This is a genomic window from Burkholderia sp. 8Y, from assembly GCF_902506145.1.
Lineage (GTDB): Bacteria > Pseudomonadota > Gammaproteobacteria > Burkholderiales > Burkholderiaceae > Caballeronia.
Genome location: NZ_LR733520.1, coordinates 2761551 through 2785527, shown reverse-complemented (window position 1 = coordinate 2785527; position 23977 = coordinate 2761551). Strand labels below are relative to the sequence as shown.

The following is a 23977-nucleotide window of genomic DNA, read 5'->3' as shown; positions in this document are numbered from 1 at the left end:
GCCCTTCGCGGCCTTCCGCGATGTCAAGACTGACTTATGCACATTTTGTTCGTTGCGCCGCGCCATCAGACGTATCGGCGCGCACAGGTCATAAAGCGCGCCTATTTCCGGTTTAAGTCGCTGATTTAAAACAACTTATAAGAGCATTGTCCGATATGTGGGCAAACGCACATAAGCGATCCGCGACATTCTTTGCGGCGGCTCGCGCGGAACTTCTCAACAAAGTTATCCACAGGGCTGTGGAAAGTCCTGGAAATCCAAAAAAAATCGGCCACTTACCGGCGACTCTGACGTTTCACTTTAACTTCGGTGGCCAAACGCTTGCGCCGTCGTCGCGCGTGCGTGCTGCGGGCTTCCACGGGCGCTTTGCACAATGACGGACGTGTTCGTGCGCGTCGCCGTCGATCAGCCCATGCCCGTGCTGTTCGACTACCGCTACGCGCTGCCGACTGAACCGACCGTGGGCGCACTCGTCGAGGTGCCGTTCGGCAGGCGCGATGTCGTCGGGCTGATATGCGAAGTCACATCGGCCACTGACGTGCCGCCGAACAAGCTGCGCGACGTGACGCGCATCTGCCACGAATGCCCGCCGCTCTCCGCGCATTGGATTGCGCTTGCGCGTTTCGCGGCGGATTACTACCAGCGTGGCCTGGGCGAAGTCGCGTTGCCGGCGCTTCCCCAAGCACTGCGCGATGCGTCGCGCTGGAACCGGCTGCTTGCCGTCGAGGAGCGTTTCCGGCTCTTGCCGGCCGGTCGCGACGCGCTTCCCGATGCACTGCCCGCCCGCGCCCACGCGCTGCGCCGTCTTGCCGAAGCCCTCGCAGAACAAGAAGCGTTGAGCCTGTCCGATGCCCGCGCATTGCATCCGAAGGCGTCGGCGACGTTCGACGACTGGCTCGCCCGCGGCTGGATCGAGCGGGCGACGCAAGGTCACGAAAGCGCCCGCGCCGACGCGCACTCGTCCCCGACGGGCGCGGCGCCATTACCCCAACTGACGGACGAGCAGCGCGGAGCCGTCGATGCCATTGCCGGTGCGCAGGGCTTCGCGCCGTTTCTGCTGCACGGCGTCACCGGCAGCGGCAAGACGGAGGTTTATCTCCACGCGCTGGCCGCGCTGCTCGCGGCGCGGCCCGACGCGCAGGCGCTCGTCCTCGTCCCGGAAATCAACCTGACGCCGCAATTCGAGGCCGCGTTTCGGCATCGATTCGCCGCGCTCGCGCCGGATTCCATCGTCACGATGCACAGCGGTCTCGCCGAAGGCGAGCGCGCGCGCCACTGGCTCGCGGCCCACACTGGCCGCGCGCGCATCGTGCTCGGCACGCGGCTCGCCATTCTCGCGTCGATGCCGGGCCTCGCGATGATCGTCGTGGACGAGGAGCACGATCCCGCCTACAAGCAGCAGGAAGGCTTGCGCTACTCGGCGCGCGATCTCGCGGTGTATCGCGCGAAGCAACTGGAGATTCCGGTCGTGCTCGGTTCGGCGACGCCGTCGCTCGAAACCTGGTGGCAGGCCGAGCAGGGCCGTTACACGCGGCTCACGCTGACGCGGCGCGCGGTGGCCGACGCGGTCCTGCCGGCCGTGCGGCTGATCGATCTCGAAGAAGAGCACCGGCGCGGCCGAGCGTCGGTCGATGGGCTGTCGGGTCCGCTGATTTCGGCGCTGAAAGCGCGGCTGGAGCGCGGCGAGCAGAGCCTGATTTTTCTGAATCGACGCGGCTACGCGCCGATTCTCTCGTGCGATGCCTGTGGCTGGGTCGCGGGCTGCCCGCGTTGCAGCGCGTATGCCGTGCTGCACAAGCCGGAGCGCGCGCTGCGGTGTCACCACTGCGGCTGGGAATCGCGTATTCCGAAGGCGTGCCCGGATTGCGGCAACGTCGATATCGCGCCGATGGGACGCGGCACGCAGCGCGTCGAGGAAACGCTCGCGAATGTGGTGCCGGGCGCGCGGATACTGCGCATCGACGCCGACAGCACGCGCCGCAAAGGCAGCGCGCAGGCGCTGTTCTCAGACGTTCACGCAGGCGAGGTCGATATTCTTGTCGGCACGCAGATGATCGCGAAGGGACACGACTTCCGGCGCGTCACGCTCGTCGGCGTGCTGAACGCCGACACCGCGCTCTTCTCGCACGACTTCCGCGCGAGCGAGCGGCTGTTCGCGCAACTGACGCAGGTGAGCGGGCGCGCCGGGCGCGCGGGATTGCCCGGCGAAGTGCTGATCCAGACGCGCTATCCGCGTCACGCGCTTTACCTTGCCCTGTCGCGACAAGACTACGTGGGCTTCGCCAACGCCACGCTCGCCGAGCGACGCGACGCGCGCCTGCCGCCGTTCGTCTATCAGGCGATGCTGCGCGCCGAAGGCCGCACGCTCGAAGCCGCGATCGCGTTTCTCGAAGAGGCCGCCGCCGCGTTCGCGCCGCAGCCCGGCGCGGACCGCGTGACCGTCTACGATCCCGTGCCGCTCACGATCGTGAAAGTGTTCAACGTCCACCGCGCGCAACTGCTGCTGGAAAGCGGCTCGCGCGCCGCGCTGCAATCGGCGCTGCGCGCGTGGCAGCCGGTGCTGCGCTCGCTCAAGGGCGTGCTGCGCTGGAACGTGGAAGTCGACCCGCTCGACGTCTGATTGCGGCGGGCCGCTCGCCGCTCCTCAGACTTTTGCGCGCGACGCCTCCGCGCCGCCGCGAACGGACGCCGCCTCGTCGCGCGTGTCGTCGACATGATGCGTACGCGACGACGCACCCCGCACGAACAGCACCACGCAAAGCGCGAACATCGCCCAAACCCCGACCACCACCATCCACGTGCTCATGTTGTTGTTCCCCGTAGCTGCTTTTGTAGCGCCGGACGGCGCGCATCGTTTATATCGGCAGCGGCGGCGCATTTACTTAGGGGTTGTCCCAAAAAACTTGAGTTAGGGAAACTACTAGGCGATTTCCGCCATCGGACAAACGTCCTAGAAGCGGCCGGGACGCCCGCCGCACAAGGGTTCGCAGGCGGTGCAACCGTCTCGAAAAAGACGGTTGCACCTTTTAAATCAGCGGGGTACGATTCGCCAACTTTTGGTCCCTGGCCGGGTAGGCGCGACCGGCAAACGAAGGAAATATGGCGAGCACAACCCTTGGCGTGAAAGTCGACGATTTGCTGCGGTCCCGGCTGAAAGACGCCGCCACGCGACTGGAACGCACCCCACACTGGCTGATCAAGCAAGCGATCTTCGCGTATCTGGAGCGCATCGAGCACGGTCAGCTTCCGCCCGAACTCTCGGGCGTGAGCGGCGCGTCTGATCTAAGCGACGCCGCGACCGTCGATGGCGACGAAGACGGCGCGCTGCATCCGTTTCTGGAATTCGCGCAGAGCGTGCAGCCGCAATCCGTGCTGCGCGCGGCCATCACGGCGGCGTATCGCCGTCCGGAGCCGGAGTGCGTGCCGTTTCTGATCGGTCAGGCGCGACTGCCGGCCACCGTCGCCGCCGACACCGAAAAGCTTGCGACGAAACTCGTCGAAACGCTGCGCGCGAAGAGCAAGGGCGGCGGCGTCGAAGGTCTGATCCACGAATTCTCGCTGTCGAGTCAGGAAGGCGTCGCGCTGATGTGTCTCGCCGAGGCGCTGCTGCGCATTCCCGACCGCGCCACGCGCGACGCGCTGATCCGCGACAAGATCAGCAAGGGCGACTGGCGCTCGCACATGGGGCAGGCGCCGTCGTTGTTCGTCAACGCCGCGACGTGGGGCCTGATGATCACTGGCAAACTCGTGACGACGAACAGCGAAGCGGGCCTCTCGTCGGCGCTCACGCGCATGATCGGCAAGGGCGGCGAGCCGCTGATCCGCAAGGGCGTCGACATGGCGATGCGTCTGATGGGCGAGCAGTTCGTCACCGGCGAGACCATCTCCGAAGCCCTCGCGAACAGCCGCAAGTTCGAAGCGCGCGGTTTCCGCTATTCCTACGACATGCTCGGCGAAGCCGCGACGACCGAGGAAGACGCGCAGCGTTACTACGCGTCCTACGAGCAGGCCATTCACGCGATCGGCAAGGCGGCGGGCGGGCGCGGCATCTACGAAGGTCCGGGCATCTCCATCAAGCTGTCCGCGCTGCATCCGCGTTATTCGCGCTCGCAGCAGGAGCGCACGATGAGCGAACTGCTGCCGCGCGTGCGCGCGCTGGCGCAACTCGCCCGCCGCTATGACATCGGCCTGAACATCGACGCCGAGGAAGCCGACCGTCTCGAACTCTCGCTCGATCTGCTCGAGGCGCTCTGCTTCGATCCCGAACTCGCGGGGTGGAACGGCATCGGCTTCGTGGTGCAGGCGTACCAGAAGCGTTGCCCGTTCGTGATCGACTATCTGGTGGATCTCGCGCGCCGCAGCCGTCATCGCTTGATGATTCGCCTCGTCAAAGGCGCGTACTGGGATACCGAAATCAAGCGCGCGCAAGTGGACGGCCTCGAAGGCTATCCGGTCTACACGCGCAAGATCTATACGGACATCTCGTACCTCGCCTGCGCGAAAAAGCTACTCGGCGCGCCGGATGCCGTCTATCCGCAATTCGCGACGCACAACGCCTTCACGCTGTCGGCCATCTATCACCTCGCGGGGCAGAACTACTATCCCGGCCAGTACGAGTTCCAGTGTCTGCACGGCATGGGCGAGCCGCTGTACGAGGAAGTCACCGGCCGCGACAAGCTCAACCGGCCGTGCCGCGTGTATGCGCCGGTCGGCACGCACGAAACGCTGCTCGCGTATCTCGTGCGGCGTCTCCTCGAAAACGGCGCGAATACGTCGTTCGTGAACCGCATCGCGGATGAATCCGTTCCGGTGAAAGAACTCGTGCGCGATCCGATCGACGAAGCGCAGCAGATCACGCCGCTCGGTGCGCCGCATGCGAAGATTGCGCTGCCGCGCCAGCTTTACGGCAACGAGCGCCTCAACTCGATGGGCCTCGACCTGTCAAACGAGCATCGGCTGGCGTCGCTGTCGTCGGCGCTGCTGGCAAGCGCGAATCATCCGTGGCAGGCCGTGCCGATGCTCGAGCGCGACGACCCGCACAACGGCGTCGCGCGCGACATCCGCAATCCGGCGGATCACCGCGACGTGGTCGGCACCGTGGTCGAAGCGTCGCCGCAACAGGTGAGCGCCGCGCTCGCAAACGCCGTGGCCGCCGCGCCGATCTGGCAGGCCACGCCCGTCGAAGACCGCGCCGATTGCCTCTCGCGCGCCGCCGACCTGCTCGAAGCGCAGATGCACACGCTGATGGGGCTCGTCGTGCGCGAAGCGGGCAAGTCGCTGCCGAACGCGATCGCCGAAATTCGCGAAGCCGTCGATTTCCTTCGCTATTACGCGTCGCAGATTCGCGCCGAGTTCTCGAACGACACGCATCGCCCGCTCGGTCCGGTGGTATGCATCAGCCCGTGGAATTTTCCGCTGGCGATTTTCATGGGTCAGGTCGCGGCGGCGCTCGCGGCGGGCAATCCGGTGCTCGCGAAACCCGCCGAGCAGACGCCGCTGATCGCCGCGCAAGCCGTGCGCATCTTGCGCGAAGCCGGCGTGCCGGCGGGCGCGGTGCAACTGTTGCCGGGCAATGGCGAGACGGTGGGCGCGGCGCTTGTCGCGGATGCGCGCACGCGTGCCGTCATGTTTACGGGCTCGACCGAAGTCGCGCGCCTCATCAACAAGACGCTGTCGGAGCGCCTCGATTCGGATGGCCGCCCGATCCCGCTCATCGCGGAAACCGGCGGGCAGAACGCGATGATCGTCGATTCGTCGGCGCTCGCGGAACAGGTCGTCGCGGACGTGATGCAGTCTTCGTTCGATTCGGCCGGTCAACGCTGCTCGGCGCTGCGCGTTCTTTGTCTTCAGGACGATGTCGCCGACCGCACGCTCGACATGCTGACCGGCGCAATGAAGCAGCTCGCCGTGGGCAATCCGGATCGGCTGTCGGTGGATGTCGGTCCCGTGATCGACGCCGACGCGAAGCGCAGCATCGACGCGCACATCGCGGCGATGCGCGAGAAGGGCCGCAAGGTCGTGCAGCAGCCGCTGCCCGATGCCTGCGCGCAGGGCACGTTCGTGCCGCCGACGCTGATCGAGCTGGACAGCATCGACGAGCTGAAGCGCGAAGTGTTCGGCCCGGTGCTGCATGTGGTGCGTTACCGCCGTGCGTCTCTTGATAAACTCCTCGACCAAATTCGCTCGACGGGGTACGGACTCACGCTCGGCATCCATACGCGCATCGACGAAACCATCGCGCACGTGATTCAGCGCGCGCACGTGGGCAACATCTACGTGAACCGCAACGTGATCGGCGCGGTGGTCGGCGTGCAGCCGTTCGGCGGCGAAGGCTTGTCGGGCACGGGTCCGAAGGCGGGTGGCGCGCTGTACTTGCAGCGTTTGCTTGCCAAGCGCCCGACCGGTCTGCCGAAGTCGCTCGCGAGCACGCTCGTCGTCGACGAAACGCCGTCCGCCGATACGCCCGCCGCCGCGCTGACCGCACTGCGCGACTGGGCCATCGGCGAACGCGATCCGCAGACGGCCGCGCGTTGCGACGGTTATCTGCAACACGTGCTGGCGGGCGCGACGGCGGTGCTGTCGGGTCCGACGGGCGAGCGCAACACATACACGCTGAGCGCGCGCGGCACGGTGTTCTGCGTGGCATCGACGGCGAGCGGCGCGCGCGCACAGTTCGCCGCCGTGCTCGCGACGGGCAACAAGGCGCTCTTCGCGGGATCGGCGGGCGAGCAACTGGTGTCATCGCTGCCGGCGCCGCTGAAGGCGCATGCGTCGGTGAGCAAGGATCCGGCGGCCGGCTACGATGCCGTGCTGTTCGAGGGCGACAGTGACGAACTGCTGTCGCTGGTGAAGGAAGTCGCGAAGCGCCCGGGGCCGATCGTATCGGTGCAGGGCGTCGCGGCGGGCACGTTCGCCGACGCTGGCCACGACGGCGAGGACTACGCGCTCGAACGTCTGCTGACGGAACGCTCGGTGAGCGTGAACACGGCAGCGGCGGGCGGTAACGCGAATTTGATGACGATCGGTTGAGACTTTTGCGGCGCCCGGTTCAGACAAGTTCAAAACAAACGGCAGCAGGCACGGCGATCCCGGCGAAAGCTGCCATCCACACCTGGTATTAGGAGAAGCTATGAAGCACACGATGACCAAGCTGGCAGCCGCCATGACGCTCGCCGGCCTGTCGCTCGCGGGGACCGCTTTCGCACAGCAGGCAGACGACGTCAAGGTCGGCTTCGCCGGCCCGATGACCGGCGCGCAGGCTCACTACGGCAAGGACTTCCAGAACGGCATCACGCTCGCGGTTGAAGATTTCAACGCGACGAAGCCGGTGATCGGCGGCAAGCCGGTTCGCATCGTGCTGGATTCGGCGGACGACCAGGCCGACCCGCGCACGGGCACGACCGTCGCGCAAAAGCTCGTGGACGACGGCATCAAGGGCATGCTCGGCCACTTCAACTCGGGCACGACCATTCCGGCATCGCGTATCTACGCGAACGCCGGCATTCCCGAAATCGCGATGGCCACCGCGCCGGAATACACGACGCAAGGTTTCAAGACCGCGTTCCGCATGATGACCTCCGACACGCAGCAAGGCTCGGTCGCGGGCGAATTCGCGGTGAAGAACCTGAAGGTCAAGAAGATCGCCATCGTCGATGACCGCACGGCTTACGGCCAGGGTCTTGCCGACCAGTTCGAGAAGGCCGCGAAGGCGGCGGGCGGCACGATTGTCGATCGTGAATTCACGAACGACAAGGCTGTCGACTTCAAGGCGATTCTGACCAAGATCAAGTCGATGAACCCGGACCTCGTGTACTACGGCGGCGCGGATTCGCAGGCCGCTCCGATGGTCAAGCAGATGAAGACGCTCGGCTTCCGCGCGCCGCTGATGGCGGGCGAAATGGTGAAGACCGACACGTTCATCAAGATCGCGGGCGACGCGGCGGACGGCACGGTGGCATCGCTCGCCGGCCTGCCAATGAACGAAATGCCGGGCGGCGCGGCATACGAAGCGAAGTACAAGAAGCGTTTCAACGAGGACGTGCAGACTTACTCGCCGTACGCCTACGACGGCGCAATGGCCATGTTCACCGCGATGAAGGCGGCCAACTCGACCGACCCGGCGAAGTACTTGCCGCTGCTCGCGAAGACCGACATGCAGGGCGTGACGACGAACCATCTCGCGTACGACGCGAAGGGCGATCTGAAGAACGGCGGCATCACGCTGTATAAGGTTGCCGGCGGTAAGTGGACGACGTTGCAGAGCGTGGGCGGGAAGTAATCGGTTCAGGTGGCTTCATGTTCATGTGAACGGCCCGGCGCGCGTAGTGCGCGCCGGGCTGTTTGCGTTGGACAGACCCGTCTTTGAAGAGCCGCGTCATCCGCACGGGCGAAGACTGTCTCTTGCGGTTCGGTCCGGACCTTCGCGCTACGGCGAGCGACGAGCTCGTTCACGATGTGGCCGCCGCCACCAGGTTGTTTTTCTTAGCTTCGATCGCGTGCCCGACGGCGCATCAGGCAAATGCCAGCGAACAGAAAGAAGAGCGCGCCACCTAGCGCACTTTCGAGTGCCGTCGCCAGCGCCCGGCCGCCGCACTCATCACCGCACGGTGTAGCAGAGTCCGGCAGTACGAGATACAAGCTCGTTAGTCCGGCCACGACCGCACCAAGGACGAACAGTCCGGCTAAGAGAAACGCGCGCTTCACTTTATCTCCCAGAAGAGAATTGTCTTTGCCTGTGACAGGTCGGAGTAAAAATTCTCGGGACCGATACCGATGGCCGAAAGAGGGTTCCACACGTGCGAGATGCCCAGGCTGAACCGCAAGGTAGTTTCTGTGCTCGGCGTAAGGCGCTGTCCGTCCCACAGGTCTATGTGGTCGCCGCTCGGTTGCTTCTCTTTCAGCCAACGCCGCCAATAGCTGCCGAAAAACGCTATGCCGGTACGTCCTTTGATTCTGTCTTTCCATTTCTCACCGGTAATTGTCTCCGGCATCGGGCACCCGGCGAATGGTCGTAAGCGCAGCCATTGCGCCACTTCCTTTGCGCGAAGCATATGGCTCCGGGGATGACCGTGGAACCAGCACGTTTCTCCCCTGAATGATTTGTTCATAATGCCGACTCCTGAGAGACATGCTCCGAACCGAATCGCGCATTCGTCTTCGAACGCGGCCTTCCCGGTTGCCGGATCAACGCAGGGCGCAGATTTCGGATAGGCCGCCCATAGTTCAGAGAACGAGACTACCCTTAGATTCAACAGTTTTTCCGAGCCGGGAATCCGATTGGTCTGGACGATGGTCTTCTCGTTCGGCATTACTTCCAATCCTTATGGCTCAACGCTTCGTCGCCCCAGTGAATTTCGTAAGGTTCCGCGTCCTCCGTGTAAATGCGAGGCAAACGGCAGGTGCTATCTGTCCGGCCGCACGTGATTTGTCCGTCTGCTTTAAGGATCAAGTACGGGTAGCCCTCTGGCACGTTCAAAGCGTGTACGCACTCGTCAAACGGTCCTTTCTTCATCGACGCGCTATCGATCCCGGCTGCCTTTTCCGAACGAATCGTCCCGAGAATCTCGGCCAGATCGTCGTACCACGCTTCTCCCGCGAGTTTCGCCACGATATGAGGATGCTCGGGACAGCCGCATATCACCGCGTCGCGATCTAGCGCAATTTCACCGTTGCCAAGCGTCATACGACGTAGACCACCGACTCTGGTTATAAAGCCGGTAGTTTTGCAGACCGGACAGTACGCTGCCCCATCAATGAGCGCCGCCTGATGTCCCCCATCGCCCATGGTGAACGTCATTCCAGATTGACGGCAGATTTCCCCGCCGTTATTTAGCTTGTCGCCAACTACTGCCATTCGTCGCATCATGAGCGGCCTCTCGTATTGGTTTCGTTATGCTTAATTGTTGGCATCGGATAGCGGCTCGCTGATTAGAACCGCATGCGAAGCGCCATCTGTCAGCGTACAAAGCAAACAAAAAGTCGCATTGCGACGAAAGCAAAGGAATCGTTGAAATTACAAACTTTGACGATGCCCGTTGAATCGCCTCACGGCAGAAGCGTTAGTCCGAGTTCTTTCGGTCGCAGAGTTGTAATTTCGCCAAACGTGGGCATTGAACCGGCGCGCGTGTGCGCAAGAAAGGCGGCCAGTCAAAGAACTGGCCGCCCTGCCGTATTGATTCAAAAGGGCGTCCGACGCCCCGGGCCATGACGCTCAACTCGCTTAGTCAGGAAGCGACACCTCACTTCCTCCCCTGCTCCCGAACCTGCTCCAACGTCGCCCCCGGCGTGCTCTGATCCTGCGGAATCCGAATCTCGATAACCGCCGGAAGCCCCGAACTCACCGCGCGCTCGAACGCCGGCATGAACTCATCCGTCGCCTCCACCAACTCCCCGTGCGCGCCGAACGCCCGCGCATACGCGACGAAATCCGGATTCGTGAGCCCCGTGCCATGCACACGATGCGGATAATGCCGCTCCTGATGCATGCGGATCGTGCCGTACTGTGCGTTGTTCACCACGACGAAAATCGCCGCCAATCCATATTGCATGGCCGTCGCGATCTCGTGGCTCGCCATCATGAAACAGCCGTCGCCCGCGAACGCGATCACCGTGCGCTCGGGATAAAGCGACTTCGCCGCGATCGCGGCCGGCACGCCGTACCCCATCGCGCCGCTCGTCGGCGCAACCTGTGAGCGGAAGTGCCGGTACGCGTAATGCCGATGCAGCCACGTCGCGTAGTTGCCCGCGCCGTTCGTGAGAATCGCGTCGGCGGGCAGGCGCTCCGACAGCGTACGCATGATTTCGCCGAGCTGGACATCGCCGAGCATCGGCCGGGGCTTGCGCCAGTCGAGATACGCGGCGTGCGCGGCTTCGGCGCTTCCGGCCCAGGAGACTTCGGCGGGCGGTTCCAGCGCAGCCAGCATCGCGGCGATTTCGGGCATGCCCGAAACGATCGGCAAATCGGCGCTGTAGACGCGCCCCAGTTCCTCCGCGCCCTGATGCACGTGAATGAGCGTCTGCTTCGTCTTCGGGATGTCGAGCAGCGTGTAGCCGCCCGTCGTCGATTCGCCCATGCGGGGGCCGAGCACGAAGAGCACGTCGGCGTCGCCCACGCGGGCGGCGAGCGCCGGATTGATGCCGAGGCCGACATCGCCCGCGTAATTGGGATGCTCGTTATTCAACGTGTCCTGGAAGCGGAACGCGCAGCCCGCCGGCAGCTTCCATCGCTCGATGAAGCGGGCGAAGTCCTGCGTGGCTTCTTGCGTCCAGCCGCTGCCGCCCGCGATCACGAACGGCTTCTTCGCGTTCGAAAGCAGATCGCGCAGCCGCTCCACCTGCGCGGCCGAGGGCGCCGCCGCGACGCGCTGGTAATGCGGCGCGGGCGGCACGGCTTCGCACGATTCCGTCAGCATGTCCTCGGGCAACGCGAGCACGACTGGCCCCGGCCGACCCGCCATCGCCACATGGAACGCGTGACTCAGATACTCGGGTACGCGGCGCGGATCGTCGATCTGCGCGACCCACTTCGCCATCTGCCCGAACATGCGGCGATAGTCGATCTCCTGAAACGCCTCGCGATCCATATGGTCGCGCGCGCATTGGCCGATGAGCAGGATCATCGGCGTCGAGTCCTGATACGCGGTGTGCACGCCGATCGACGCGTGCGTCGCGCCCGGCCCGCGCGTCACGATGGCGACGCCCGGACGGCCGGTCAGCTTGCCGACGGCTTCGGCCATGTTCGCCGCGCCCGCCTCGTGGCGGCACACGATGGTCTGGATCTGCGCGGTTTCGTCGTGCAGTGAATCGAGGACGGCGAGAAAGCTCTCGCCCGGCACGCAAAACACGCGCTCGACGCCGTGATGCACGAGCGCATCCACGACAAGACGCGCGCCGGTGGTCTGGTGCGACTGAGCGGGGGAAACGTCGGAGGTCATGCGGTCAAGTCTCCTGTTGTTGTTCCGGGCGAAGCCGGGCGTTGGGCGTTCGGCCTCACAGCTTACGCTGCCCGGCTGCCGGTTGTCCGCTGAGAAGCGGAATCTTTTCCCGGTTCCCGCCGCCGGATCGCCCGGGCGTCGTCCATCAGTCGAAATACCCCTCTTTCCCACCCTTTATCCAGCAATAGGCCAAAGGGCTTCTTCGCAATAATGGCTTCACTGAAAAGCGGACGCACCGGACATCCGGCAGCGCCCGCCTCGCAAAGATCGCAGTCTCATACCTCATCGGGGGCAAGTTTGAACATTCGTAAATTCATTGGCGCGAACAGCCGCGACGCACTGCGCCAGGTTCGTGAAGCCCTCGGCCCCGATGCCGTCGTGTTGTCGAATCGCACGCTGGACGATGGTTCCGTCGAGATCGTCGGCGTGGCGGACCGCGACATCGCATCCATTTCGCCGGCGGCGCACGATCAGGCGCCCGCCGCGTTCCCGAGCGCCACGCCGCGCGCCGCGCTCGCGCAAGCCGCCGCAGCCGTGGCCGCGAAGCAATCGGTTGCCGCGAATCCGTACGCGAGCGGCGACGTGTTTTCGTCGGTCTTCGGCGCGAATCCGGAAGCGGACGCGGATGCCGGCGACCACGACGCCCCGCGCGATGCCTATGCCGACGAGGCGCCGCGCACGATGGCCGAGTCCAACCCGTGGCTGATCCAGCATGCGCGCCGCATCGCCGAGCAGTCCGCGATGCCGTCGAACCGTCCGCTGACGGCATCCGCCGCGATCGCTCGCGGTCTTGGCGTGCCGGTGTCGCCCAAGGCATCTGCCGAGAAGGCCGCCGACAAGCGCATCGACAAGCACGCCGACAAGCCCGAATCGGGCAACTTCGCGATGCGCCAGCCCGCGCAGGCGAAGATCGACACGCCCGACTGGGCGCGCGAAGCCGCGCAAGTCGCCGCGCGCCGCGCCGCGCACAAGATCAACGGGGGCGCGCCGCAAGCCGAGGCGTCGCCTGACAATGCGATCGAGGGCCTGCCCGCGAACGCGGCGGCCGTCGTGACGGAAGCGATCCGCGCACGCATGGAGCAAGTCGTCAACGAAACGGTGATGCACGAGCTTTCGTCGATGCGCGAGATGATGGAGGAGCACTTCTCCGGTTTGCTGTGGGGCGAGCGCCAGCGCCGCAGCCCGGGCAACGCCGGGCTGACCAAGCGCCTGTTCGCGGCCGGTTTCTCGGCGCAGCTCGTGCGCATGGTCGTCGACAACATGCCCGAGATGGAGAGTGCCGAGCACGCGATGGAATGGGTGCAGCAGGTGCTCGAATCGAATCTGCCGGTCATGGCGAGCGAAGACGCGCTGATGGAACGCGGCGGCGTGTTCGCGCTGATGGGCCCGACGGGCGTCGGCAAGACCACGACCACCGCGAAGCTCGCCGCGCGCTGCGTGATGCGCTTCGGCGCAAGCAAGGTCGCGCTGCTCACGACCGATAGCTACCGGATCGGCGCGCACGAGCAACTGCGCATCTTCGGCAAGATTCTCGGCGTCTCGGTCCACGCGGTGAAGGACGCCGCCGACCTGCAACTTGCGCTCTCCGAACTGCGTAACAAGCACATCGTGCTGATCGACACCATCGGCATGAGCCAGCGCGATCGCATGGTGTCCGACCAGATTTCGATGCTCTGCGGCGCGGGTCATCCGGTGCAGCGTCTGTTGCTGCTCAACGCGACGAGCCACGGCGACACGCTCAACGAAGTGGTGCAGGCGTACAAGAGCGCAGCCGATCAGCCGCCGCTCGCGGGCTGCATCCTGACCAAGCTCGACGAAGCGACCAATCTCGGCGGCGTGCTCGATACCGTCATCCGCTACAAGCTGCCGGTGCATTACGTCTCGACCGGGCAGAAGGTGCCGGAGAACCTGTACGTCGCCACCAAGCGTTTTCTGATCAAGAGCGCGTTCTGCATTCCGCGCGACGGTTCGCCGTTCGTGCCGCAGGACGACGAAGTGCCGGCCCTGCTGTCCGCATTGTCCGCGCGCGCCACCACCGAACTGCATGAGGTCCGCTTTGGATAAGTTCGTGCTCGACCAGGCTGAGGGCCTGAGAAGGCTGCTCACGCGCGCCGGTTCGCGCGTGGTGGCGGTCGCGGGCGGACCGGCGGGAATCGGCTGCACGTCGGCGGTCGTGAATCTGGGCGCCGCGCTGTCCGTGCATGGCAAGGATGTGCTCGTGATCGACGAGCGGCAGAACGCGGCATCGGTGACGCGCATGGCCGGGTTGTCGGGCGCGGGCGCGCTCGCCGCGGTGATGTCGGGCCGCGAGGCGCTGCAGGACGCGGTGACGCGCACGCCGTTCGGCTTCTCGCTGATCGCCGCGCCACGCGACGAGCGCATCAGCCACGACGCCGCGCAGTGCCGCGCGCTGCTCGACGGTCCGGCGGACATCGTGCTAATCGACGCGCAGCTCGATCGATACGGCGCGCTCTCGTCGCTCGCGGCGCAGGCGCATGACTTTCTTATCGTGACGCGGGTAGCCGCGTCCGCGATCACCGAGGCGTACGCGTGCATCAAGCGTCTGCACTACGCCCATGCGATCGGCCAGTTCCGCGTGCTTGTCAATCACGTGCAGAACCCGGCTGACGCGGCGGTCGCGTTCGACAACCTGTCGGGCGTCGCGAGCCGGTATCTGGCCGTGTCGCTCGTGCAGGCAGGGTATGTGTCCGAGGATGCGCGCGTCACTCGGGCGAAGGAGCTCTCGCGTTGTGCGGTGGAAGCGTTCCCGGCGACAGCCGCGGCGCGCGACTACCGGCAGATCGCAGCGGAGCTTCTGCATTGGCCGATGCGTCCCGCGCCGTCTGCGCGCGAGACGCAGGTCCGGAATGACGCGCGGTTTTCGGTTGGCGAGGCTGACAAGGGCGGACGGGAGACGGGGCGCATGGCGTCGATGTTTTCCAGTCATGCATTGACCAGTACGGCGTCGATGTGATCAAGATCAAGGTGACTCAGATGTACAACGCCCAAGGCAAACTCTCTCAGTCGGACGTCCTGACGAAATATGCGCCGCTCGTTCGACGGCTGGGACTTCAGCTCGTCGCCAAGATGCCGGCGAGCGTCGACCTCGACGACCTGATTCAGGCCGGCATGATCGGCCTCCTGGACGCGGCGAGCCGCTACAAGGAAGATCAGGGCGCGCAATTCGAAACCTACGCGAGCCAGCGCATTCGCGGCGCGATGCTCGACGAGCTGCGCGCCAACGACTGGCTGCCGCGCAGCATGCGCAAGACCTCGCGCGAAGTGGAATCGGCGGTGCACAAGGTCGAGCAGAACCTCGGCCGCTCCGCGAGCGAGACGGAGATCGCCGAGCACATGAACTTGCCGCTCGACGAATATCAGTCGATGCTGCAAGACCTGCACGGCAGCCAGCTGATCTATTACGAAGACTTCGACCGCTCCGCCGACGACGAGCCGTTCCTCGACCGCTATTGCGTCGACCGTTCGGACCCGCTGTCCGCGCTGCTCGACGACAGCCTGCGCGGCGCGTTGATCGAAGCCATCGACAAGCTGCCGGAACGCGAGAAGCTTCTGATGAGCCTGTACTACGAGAAGGGCTTGAACCTGCGCGAAATCGGCGCGGTGATGGAAGTGAGCGAATCGCGCGTGTGTCAGTTGCACAGCCAGGCGGTCGCGCGTCTGCGCTCCAAGCTGCGCGAACAGGCGTGGACGGGCGTCGAGGCGTGATGCGCTAGCCGGCTTCGAAGTCTCGCGCTTCGGCGAACACCGTTTTGCCGATGCCGAGACTTTTCGCGCGATACATCGCGCGGTCGGCGGCGCGCAGCACGGCGCTGATGTCGGCGTGACGCGCGTTGGCGGCGCTCGACAGCATGCACGCGCCGATGCTCGCCGATACGGAGACCGCTCGCCCTTCGACCGACGTGATCGACGCGAGCGCCGCGTGGATGCCTTCGGTGATCGCGAGCACGGCGGAGCGGTTGTGCGCCTCATGCGCGAGCACGACGAACTCGTCGCCGCCGAGCCGCGCCACGGTGTCGCGATTCGGCATGCGGCGGGCGAGCACGTTGGCGAACTGCTGCAACAGCAAGTCGCCGACGGCGTGGCCGTAGTTATCGTTGACTTCCTTGAAGCCGTCGAGGTCGATGAGAAGCAGCACGGTGTCCTGCGCGGCGGTCATCGTGCGATTGACGATGTGTTCCAGCGCGTAGCGATTCGCGAGACCCGTGAGCGGATCGGTCGATGCTTGCCGCGCGAGATCGCGATTTGCATTGCCGAGCCGGTCGACGAGCACGGTCAGATACACCGATGCCGCCAGCACGCTCAGCGCGAGGCCGAGCGCGGCGGACGGGTTCGCGTTCCACCACGGCTGCCAGAGCGTGAGCGCGCCGATCACCGCGATGGCGGTCGCGCACGACACGGCGAGCGTGCGCTTGCCGTAGCGGCAGCCGGAACCGATTAGAAACCAGAACACGACCCACAGAAGCGGAAGGCCGACTTCGCCGCCCGCGGCGAGCGCCGCGCCGACGAACGCCTGATCCGCGATGCTCGTGACCACGAGCCGCTTCTTCGACGGCGACGCCATGCGGCTGACGATCAGCAGCGTCACCGCGCCATAGAACACATAGAGCGCGACGATTCGCGCGACCATCGACGCATCGCGCGATGGGTTGAGCCACGCGTAGCCAGCGTAGGCCAGCAGCACGGCGGCCCCGAGCACGACGCGCAGCGTGGCTTGTTCGCGTTCCGGATGCCGAAGCGCCGCCCATGCGAAGGCATGAGGCCAGCGTGGCGGCTGGTGGGCGTGCTGCATGGTGGACCCCTGGATTCGTATTGTTTTTTCGGCGCGGTTGTGATGAACGCGGGCGGCCGTAGGGTTAACGGCAGGACAGATGCGATGCTTGAGTTTTAGCGCGGAGGAATTGGTGAAGACGCGACAGATGTGCGTTTTGGCGCGCCCGGCTGGGATCGAACCAGCAACCCCTGCCTTCGGAGGGCAGTACTCTATCCATTGAGCTACGGGCGCTTCGGCGGAAAGCCTTGCGTGCGGGTGCCGGAAGACGGCTGCAAGGCCCATGCGAATCCGAGAGAATACCCGGTTTCCGTGAATCCGTCCATCACGCGGGGTTGGACGCTGCGCGCGAAGCCTCACACGATTCGGGTAAACGCCCGCGCTACGGCCCCCGCCGCCCCGCGCCTTCCGTTAAGCGTTCGGTCTATAATCGACCGTGCCCTCGGCGACGCAGGGCCGAAGCGGTAGCTGTCACGCTGTCACTGAACCGACTCACCTAAAAAAACGGGAGACGAGACAAGCATGAGCGAAGCACCCCACGGAGCCCCGATCAAGACACCCGGCCAACTCATCGCGGCGGTCATCGCGGGGTTCGGCATTCCCGTCGCCATCATCGTTCTGCTCGCGGTCTACGTCGACAACACGACGCGCACCGGCGCGGGCACCAATCTCGATGCATCGGTGGAGCAGAGAATTGCGCCCGCCGCCCAGGTCGATATCCGCGACGCCAACGCGCCGCGCGTCTACAAAACCGGCGAGGAAGTCTTCAAGGCCGTCTGCTCGGCCTGTCACGCCACGGGCACCGCAGGGGCGCCCAAGTTCGGCGATGCCAGCGCTTGGGCGCCGCGCATCGGCGAAGGCTACGACACGCTCGTCCACAACGCTCTGAACGGCAAGGGCGCGATGCCCCCGCGCGGCGGCACCAGCCCCGACGACTACAGCGACTTCGAAATTGCGCGCGCCGTCGTCTACATGGCAAACAACGGCGGCGCGAAATTCGCCGAGCCGGCACAGCCCGCGCCGGGCGCGGCGGCTTCGGCTTCCGCGCCGTCATCCGCTTCCGCTTCCGCGCCGGCGGCGGCTTCCGGCGCAGCGGGCGCAAGCTCGACGGACAACGCGCAAGCCGCAGCCGCCGTCGCCGCTCTGGCGGCGGTGCCGCAGACGGCATCGGCGCCGGCGGCGGGCGCGCAAAGCGCCGATAGCGCGCAAGCCGGGAAGGCGCTCTACGAGCAGGTCTGTCAGGCGTGCCACGCGGCGGGCGTGCTCAACGCGCCGAAGTTCGGCGACAAGGCCGCCTGGGCGCCGCGTCTCAAAGACCCGATGGACACCGTCTACAACTACGCGCTGCACGGCAAGGGCGCGATGCCGCCGAAGGGTGGATCGAATGCATCGGATGCGGACGTGAAAGCCGCCGTCGATTACATGGTGAACGCAGCGAAGTAAGGCGCCGCGACCTCAGTTCTTTTGCAGCATCGCCTTGAGCATCGCCATTCGATCTTTCGGCGACAGCGGCGCCTCGTCCGGCGTCGGCGGCGGGGCATCGTCGAGCAGCATCTCGGGAATGAAGCGCGACGGCTCGCACACGACCGTCTCGCGCGCGCGCTTTCGCTTCTTGCACCAGTTCAGATGCAGGCTGCGCTGCGCCCGCGTGATCGCCACGTACATGAGCCGGCGCTCTTCCTCGATGCGCGCGTCGTCGACAGGCGCGTCGTCGTCCGAGCTGCCGCGATGCGGCATGATCCCTTCTTCCACGCCGACCAGAAACACGTGCGGATATTCGAGCCCCTTCGACGCATGCACGGTCGAAAGCCGCACCGCGTCAGGGTCTTCGTCCTTGCCTTCGAGCATGGACATCAGCGCGACGGTCTGGATCAGGCCGAGCAGGTTCTTGCCCTCGTCGGCGAGACCATCGGCGGTGTCGTAGCCGGTCTGCTCCGCTTCAGGCAATGCCGCCGGCTTCGTGCCCTTGCGCTTCAGCCATTCGAGGAACTCCAGCACGTTCTGCCACTTGGACTGCGCCTGCCGCTCGTCGAAGGCATCGTAGAGATACGCTTCGTAGTGGATCGCTTCCATCATGTCGTCGAGCACTTCGGTCGCCGGATCGCGTCCCGCACGGTCCGACAGGCGGCGTATCCACTCGCAGAACGTGCGCAACGGTTCGACTTGCCGCGCCGACAGCCGCGCCTCGATGCCGCCCATGAACACCGCTTCGAACAGCGACACCTTCGCCGCGCCCGCGAACGCGCCGAGCGCCTCCAGCGTCGTGTTGCCGACGCCGCGCCGGGGCGTCGTGATCGCGCGGATGAACGCGGGGTCGTCGTCGGGATTCGCGATCAGACGCAGATACGCGATCAGATCCTTGATCTCCGCGCGATCGAAAAACGACTGTCCGCCCGAGAGCACGTACGGAATGCGCTCGCGCCGCAGCACTTGCTCGAAGTTGCGCGCCTGAAAGTTGCCGCGATAGAGAATGGCGTAATCGCGAAACGCCGCGCGCCGCTCGAACTTGTGCGCCGACAGGCGAAATACGACGGACTCCGCCTCGTGCTCTTCGTCGTTGCAGCCGGTCACGGTAATGGTGTCGCCCATGCCGTGCTCGGACCACAATTTCTTCTCGAAGAGCTTCGGATTGTTCGCGATCACGTTGTTCGCCGCCGTCAGAATCCGCACCGTCGAGCGATAGTTCTGCTCCAGCTTCACCACATGCAGCTTCGGGAAATCCTTGCTCAACTGCGCGAGGTTTTCGAGCGTCGCGCCGCGCCAGCCGTAGATGGCCTGATCGTCGTCGCCGACCGCCGTGAACGCGGCGCGCGGGCCGGCCAGCAGCTTCAGCAGTTCGTACTGGCAGGCGTTCGTGTCCTGATATTCGTCGATCAGCAGATAGCGCAGGCGGTTCTGCCACTTCTCGCGCACCGGCTCGTTCGCGGCGAAAAGCTGCGCGGGGCGCAGGATCAGATCGTCGAAATCGAGCGCCTGATAGGCGTGCAGCGTCGCGGCGTAGCTGCGATAGACGATCGCCGCCTGATGCTCGTCCTCGTTGCTCGCGAGCACGGCGGCCTGATCGGGCGAGACCATCGCGTTCTTCCACAGCGAAATGATCGACTGGATCTTGCGGATCAGGCCCTTGTCGGTGGTGCCGAGCTGCTCCTGGACCATGCCGAAGCAGTCGTCGGCATCCATGATCGAAAACTGCGGCTTCAGGCCGACGTGCTCCGCTTCCTGCCGCATGATCTGCACGCCGAGCGAGTGAAACGTGCAGATGGTCAACTGATTGACCGGCACCTTGCGGCCTTCCTTGCCGGGCGTCGTGAGCGTCTTGCCTTCGAGCAGCTTCGCGGTGCGCTCGCGCATTTCGAGCGCCGCCTTGTTCGTGAAGGTGAGGGCGGCAATATGCTTCGGCTCGAAGCCGCGTCCTTCGATCAGATGCGCGATCTTCTGCGTGATGACGCGCGTCTTGCCGCTGCCCGCCCCGGCGAGCACGAGACAGGGACCATCGAGATAGCGCACCGCTTCGCTTTGCGCGGCGTTGAGACCTGCGGACATCGTTCTGGACTTTGGAGAGTGAGGCGAGCGGCGCACGGAGCCAGCCGCGCCTGATTAGACTGCGAACACCGCCGCGCAACCCGTTGATCGCGCGGCAAATTCGAGAGCGCGATGTTAACACGATAGAACGCGGCGGGTTTTGGCCCCCGTTCGCTTTCCGGTTGCCTCCAATTGGCCGCGTGCCACAATAACTGTTCGATTCGAACAGGATGATGCCCACAATGAGTTCAGCACTGAAAGTCGGCCTGATGGGCTATGGCCTGGCCGGCGCGACGTTCCACGCGCCCGTCATCGAGCATTGCGGCCGCGCGAAGGTCGCCGCCATCGCGACGAGCCAGGCGGAGCGCGCGCTCGCGGACTATCCGGATGCGCGCATCGTCGCCGACTTCGATGCGCTCATCGCGCTGGACGACGTTCCGTGCGTCGTCATCGCCACGCCGAACGACACGCACTTCGACCTTGCGCACCGTGCGCTGTCGGCGGGCAAGCATGTGGTCGTCGACAAGCCGGTCACGCTGTCCGCCCGCGATGCCCGCGCGCTCGCCGATCTCGCCGCCGAGCGCGGTCTGCTCTTCGCGCCGTTCCACAATCGCCGCTGGGACGGCGATTTTCTGACGGTGGGCGCGCTGATCGAAAGCGGGCGGCTCGGGCGCATCACGCATTACGAATCGCATTTCGACCGCTTTCGTCCGAAAGTGCCGCAGCGTTGGCGCGAAGAAGCGGCGCGCGGCGGCGGTCTGCTGTTCGATCTGGGGCCGCATCTGATCGATCAGGCGCTCACGCTTTTCGGTGCGCCGCAGACGGTGACGGCGTTCGTCAAGGCGCATCGCGACCACGCGCACGCGCCGGACTACGTGCACCTCGTGCTCGGCTATGCCGACAAGGAAGTCATTCTGCATGCGAGCGCGCTCGCGGCGCTGGAGCCGCCGCGTTTCGCGATTCACGGCACGCGCGGCAGCTACGTGAAGACCGGCCTCGACGTGCAGGAAGATCAGTTGCGCTCCGGCATGCGGCCGGGCAATCCGGAATTCGGCAAGAATCCGCCGGGGCTGCTGCGCGAAGTCGATGGCGACCACGATCTGCGGCATCAGTTCGCGACGCGGGATGGCGCGTATGTGGAGTTCTATCGCGCGCTGGCGGCGTCGGTGATCGACGGCAAGCCGTTTCCGGTGACGCCGCAGGATGCCGTCGATGTGATGACGGTGATCGAGCTGGCGATGCGCAGTGAGGCGCAGGGGAGAAGGGTGGAGTTCGTGCGGGGGTGAATGTCAGCGCCGGTTGATCGTGCCCGACGTCGTGCTCACATTCCCGCCGACGTCCCGGCAGGCGACATTCCCCGAAACCGTCTGCACCGACCCGCCGACATCGCTGCAGAAGACGTTTCCCGACACGACCGATACGGCCCCGGCTTTTCCGTGCACGGTGAGCTTGTCGCAACTGTCAACGTCGATCCGCTCGACGTCGCCATGAACCTCGATGGTGATGCGCGGCAGATCATCGCCGCTGACGACTTCGCCGTCCACGGTCACTTGCTTACCCCGGATGGAAATCGCGCTGCCGGTGACGGTCCGGCCGTTGATGGTGACTGAAGCCATGATCGATTGAAAAGTGCGTTGGCGAAGCTCCGAGTGTAGGTGACGGCCGCACCGCGAAAGTAACGAATCGTGCCGGATACGGGCCGGAACCGTGCCAATCACGCCCGGCCGTTTCGGGCAATCGCCCCCGTCCCAAATCCGTTTGACAACCCCTTTTCCCTCGCGTAAATTCTGCCGCACGCGTCGGGAGAGCGCGTGGCTGCTCGTGCAAGCGAGAGTCGCGCCGCCGAAGGGGCACACCCACAAACTCTCAGGCAAAAGGACCGGCCGCGTCGAGGACACATTCCTCGCACTCTGGAGAGCGGCAACGGCACGCACGAAGCCAGTTGCCCACCGAAGGGGCGCGCGATGGACCCGCAAGCACACGCTCGCGAATCCGCGCAATCTCTCAGGTACCGAGGACAGAGGGGTCACGCATCGCAACCGCATCGCGAAGTCGATGCCTTGTCCACGCTGCATCCGGCAGCGAGCAAGGCGGCACTTCGCAGGCGAGAACGCGCTGCGTGGCCTTTTTTGCTCCGCGAACCGAGGCCCCGATGACCGAACTCCAACACACGCCCCTGCACGCCGCTCACCTCGCGCTCAACGCGCGCATGGTCGATTTCGGCGGCTGGGACATGCCCGTCAACTACGGTTCGCAGATCGACGAGCATCGCGCCGTGCGCACCGACGCCGGCATGTTCGACGTGTCGCACATGCGTGTCGTCGATTTCGAAGGCGACGCCGTCCGCGCGTTCTTCCGCCACGCGATCGCCAACAACGTCGACAAGCTCACCACGCCCGGCAAGGCGCTCTACTCATGTCTGCTCAACGCTGACGGCGGCGTCATCGACGATCTCATCGTCTATTACTTCTCCGAAACGCGCTTTCGCGTGGTCGTGAACGCGAGCACGGCGGACAAGGACATCGCGTGGTTCGGGCAACTGAACGCCGACGGCAACTTCAACCTCACGATCACGCCGCGCCGCGATTTCGGCATCATCGCGGTGCAAGGGCCGAACGCACGCGAAAAGGTCTGGAACGTGCTGCCGGACACGCGGGCCGAGACCGAAGCCATCAAGCCGTTCAACGCGGTCATCTTCCCTTCCACCGAACACGGCGAACTGATGCTCGCGCGCACCGGCTATACGGGCGAAGACGGCTTCGAGATCGTGGTTCCGGCCGCGAACATCGAAAAGCTCTGGAACGCGCTTCTCGCGGCAAGCGTCAAGCCCGCCGGTCTGGGCGCGCGCGACACGCTGCGGCTCGAAGCCGGTATGAACCTCTACGGTCAGGACATGGACGAAACCGTGTCGCCGCTCGACGCGGGCCTCTCTTGGACCGTCGATCTGAAAACCCCGCGCGATTTCGTTGGCCGCGCGGCGCTGGAGGCGAACGGATCGAAGGCGAACTTCGTCGGGCTCGTGCTCATCAAGGAGAACGGTCGTGCGGGCGGCGTGCTGCGCGCGCATCAGAAAGTCGTGACGCCGCACGGCGAAGGCGAAATCACGAGCGGCACGTTTTCGCCGTCCATGCAGGAGTCGATCGCGTTCGCTCGCGTCCCGGCTGCCGTCGCACCGGGCGATACGGTGCAGGTCGTCATCCGCGACAAGCAAGTTCCCGCGCGCGTGGTAAAACTTCCGTTCGTGCGCAACGGCAAGGTGCTCGTCGAATTGGCATAACGCCGTCGCGCCCGTTTCCTCCGATCAAGAACCTCACGAACGAACCACGCAAGGAGCATCCAATGAGCATCCCGGCCGATCTGAAATACACCGAATCGCACGAATGGGTCCGCACCGAGTCGGACGGCACGCTGACCGTCGGCATTACCGATCACGCGCAAGAGGCGCTCGGCGATATCGTGTTCGTCGAGCTGCCGGCGGCGGGCAAGTCCGTCGCGGCGGGCGACGCCATCGCGGTGATCGAATCGGTGAAAGCCGCCTCCGACATCTACGCGCCGGTTTCAGGCGAAATCGTCGCGGCCAATGACGCGCTGACGTCGTCGCCGGATCAGGTGAACGGCGCGCCGTACGAAAGCTGGCTCTTCAAGATCAAGCCCGCGAGCGACGCGGGCCTCGAAAAACTGCTCGACGCCGAAGGCTACGGCAAGTCGATCGGCGAATAACTCTCTATCAGAC

Annotated in this window: 17 protein-coding genes, 1 tRNA gene and 2 riboswitches; of the genes, 10 read left to right on the top strand and 8 right to left on the bottom strand. The window is 65.1% G+C overall.

Annotated features, from left to right (window positions below):
• Nucleotides 1–373: 373 nt before the first annotated feature.
• Complete coding sequence (locus GV035_RS23685) at nt 374–2620, top strand: primosomal protein N' (protein WP_159837335.1); 2247 nt, start codon at nt 374–376, stop codon at nt 2618–2620.
• A gap of 24 nt (nt 2621–2644) precedes the next feature.
• On the opposite strand, the gene GV035_RS23680 is transcribed toward GV035_RS23685, so the two are convergent.
• Entirely contained in the window at nt 2645–2806 is a 162-nt protein-coding gene (locus GV035_RS23680) for a hypothetical protein (RefSeq protein ID WP_159837334.1), read from the bottom strand.
• Nucleotides 2807–3099: 293 nt separating this feature from the next.
• Between GV035_RS23680 and putA the strand changes: the two genes are divergently transcribed.
• Together putA and GV035_RS23670 are read left to right on the top strand one after the other, a co-directional pair.
• Nucleotides 3100–7029, top strand: a complete 3930-nt coding sequence (putA, locus tag GV035_RS23675) for a trifunctional transcriptional regulator/proline dehydrogenase/L-glutamate gamma-semialdehyde dehydrogenase (protein ID WP_159837333.1) — start codon at nt 3100–3102, stop codon at nt 7027–7029.
• A gap of 100 nt (nt 7030–7129) precedes the next feature.
• Nucleotides 7130–8278, top strand: a complete 1149-nt coding sequence (locus GV035_RS23670; protein WP_159837332.1) for a branched-chain amino acid ABC transporter substrate-binding protein — start codon at nt 7130–7132, stop codon at nt 8276–8278.
• A 421-nt stretch (nt 8279–8699) separates the two neighbouring features.
• On the opposite strand, the gene GV035_RS23665 is transcribed toward GV035_RS23670, so the two are convergent.
• The 3 genes from GV035_RS23665 to GV035_RS23655 form a co-directional block, all read right to left on the bottom strand.
• Nucleotides 8700–9308 (bottom strand): T6SS effector amidase Tae4 family protein, encoded by a 609-nt coding sequence (locus GV035_RS23665; protein WP_159837331.1) that lies wholly within the window; start codon nt 9306–9308, stop codon nt 8700–8702.
• A complete protein-coding gene (locus GV035_RS23660) occupies nt 9308–9865 on the bottom strand; it encodes a PAAR domain-containing protein (RefSeq protein WP_236572703.1) in 558 nt (185 codons plus the stop codon). The genes GV035_RS23665 and GV035_RS23660 overlap by 1 nt, the downstream gene beginning before the upstream one ends.
• 373 nt (nt 9866–10238) lie before the next feature.
• A complete protein-coding gene (locus tag GV035_RS23655) occupies nt 10239–11933 on the bottom strand; it encodes a thiamine pyrophosphate-binding protein (RefSeq protein WP_159837329.1) in 1695 nt (564 codons plus the stop codon).
• Between the two features lie 297 nt (nt 11934–12230).
• Between GV035_RS23655 and flhF the strand changes: the two genes are divergently transcribed.
• The 3 genes from flhF to GV035_RS23640 are packed head-to-tail and all read left to right on the top strand — an operon-like array spanning nt 12231 to nt 15659.
• Entirely contained in the window at nt 12231–13997 is a 1767-nt protein-coding gene (flhF, locus tag GV035_RS23650) for a flagellar biosynthesis protein FlhF (RefSeq protein ID WP_159837328.1), read from the top strand.
• Nucleotides 13990–14907, top strand: coding sequence for a MinD/ParA family ATP-binding protein (locus tag GV035_RS23645; RefSeq protein ID WP_159837327.1), 918 nt, complete (start codon nt 13990–13992; stop codon nt 14905–14907). Before flhF ends, GV035_RS23645 begins: the two co-directional genes overlap by 8 nt.
• Nucleotides 14908–14927: 20 nt before the next feature.
• Nucleotides 14928–15659 carry an RNA polymerase sigma factor FliA gene (locus tag GV035_RS23640; protein ID WP_159838175.1) on the top strand — a complete coding sequence of 244 codons (732 nt, stop codon included), beginning with the start codon at nt 14928–14930 and terminating at the stop codon, nt 15657–15659.
• A gap of 4 nt (nt 15660–15663) precedes the next feature.
• On the opposite strand, the gene GV035_RS23635 is transcribed toward GV035_RS23640, so the two are convergent.
• A complete protein-coding gene (locus tag GV035_RS23635; RefSeq protein WP_159837326.1) occupies nt 15664–16743 on the bottom strand; it encodes a GGDEF domain-containing protein in 1080 nt (359 codons plus the stop codon).
• Between the two features lie 137 nt (nt 16744–16880).
• Nucleotides 16881–16956: transfer RNA gene (locus GV035_RS23630), tRNA-Arg, on the bottom strand.
• A 288-nt stretch (nt 16957–17244) separates the two neighbouring features.
• Here GV035_RS23630 and GV035_RS23625 point away from each other — a divergent pair.
• Entirely contained in the window at nt 17245–18165 is a 921-nt protein-coding gene (locus GV035_RS23625; protein ID WP_159837325.1) for a c-type cytochrome, read from the top strand.
• Between the two features lie 12 nt (nt 18166–18177).
• Here the strand turns inward: GV035_RS23625 and GV035_RS23620 are convergent, their stop codons facing one another.
• Nucleotides 18178–20265: a UvrD-helicase domain-containing protein gene (locus GV035_RS23620; RefSeq protein ID WP_159837324.1), complete on the bottom strand. Its 2088-nt coding sequence runs from the start codon at nt 20263–20265 to the stop codon at nt 18178–18180.
• Between the two features lie 221 nt (nt 20266–20486).
• On the opposite strand from GV035_RS23620, the gene GV035_RS23615 reads away from it, so the two are divergent.
• A complete protein-coding gene (locus tag GV035_RS23615; RefSeq protein WP_159837323.1) occupies nt 20487–21530 on the top strand; it encodes an oxidoreductase in 1044 nt (347 codons plus the stop codon).
• Between the two features lie 3 nt (nt 21531–21533).
• On the opposite strand, the gene GV035_RS23610 is transcribed toward GV035_RS23615, so the two are convergent.
• Nucleotides 21534–21860 carry a hypothetical protein gene (locus tag GV035_RS23610; RefSeq protein WP_159837322.1) on the bottom strand — a complete coding sequence of 109 codons (327 nt, stop codon included), beginning with the start codon at nt 21858–21860 and terminating at the stop codon, nt 21534–21536.
• A 174-nt stretch (nt 21861–22034) separates the two neighbouring features.
• Nucleotides 22035–22137, top strand: a riboswitch (glycine riboswitch).
• Between the two features lie 7 nt (nt 22138–22144).
• Nucleotides 22145–22275: riboswitch (glycine riboswitch) on the top strand.
• A gap of 121 nt (nt 22276–22396) precedes the next feature.
• Between GV035_RS23610 and gcvT the strand changes: the two genes are divergently transcribed.
• Both gcvT and gcvH read left to right on the top strand, forming a co-directional pair.
• Entirely contained in the window at nt 22397–23521 is a 1125-nt protein-coding gene (gene gcvT / locus GV035_RS23605) for a glycine cleavage system aminomethyltransferase GcvT (protein WP_159837321.1), read from the top strand.
• A gap of 62 nt (nt 23522–23583) precedes the next feature.
• Nucleotides 23584–23964: a glycine cleavage system protein GcvH gene (gene gcvH, locus GV035_RS23600; RefSeq protein WP_159837320.1), complete on the top strand. Its 381-nt coding sequence runs from the start codon at nt 23584–23586 to the stop codon at nt 23962–23964.
• The last annotated feature ends 13 nt before the right edge of the window (nt 23965–23977 follow it).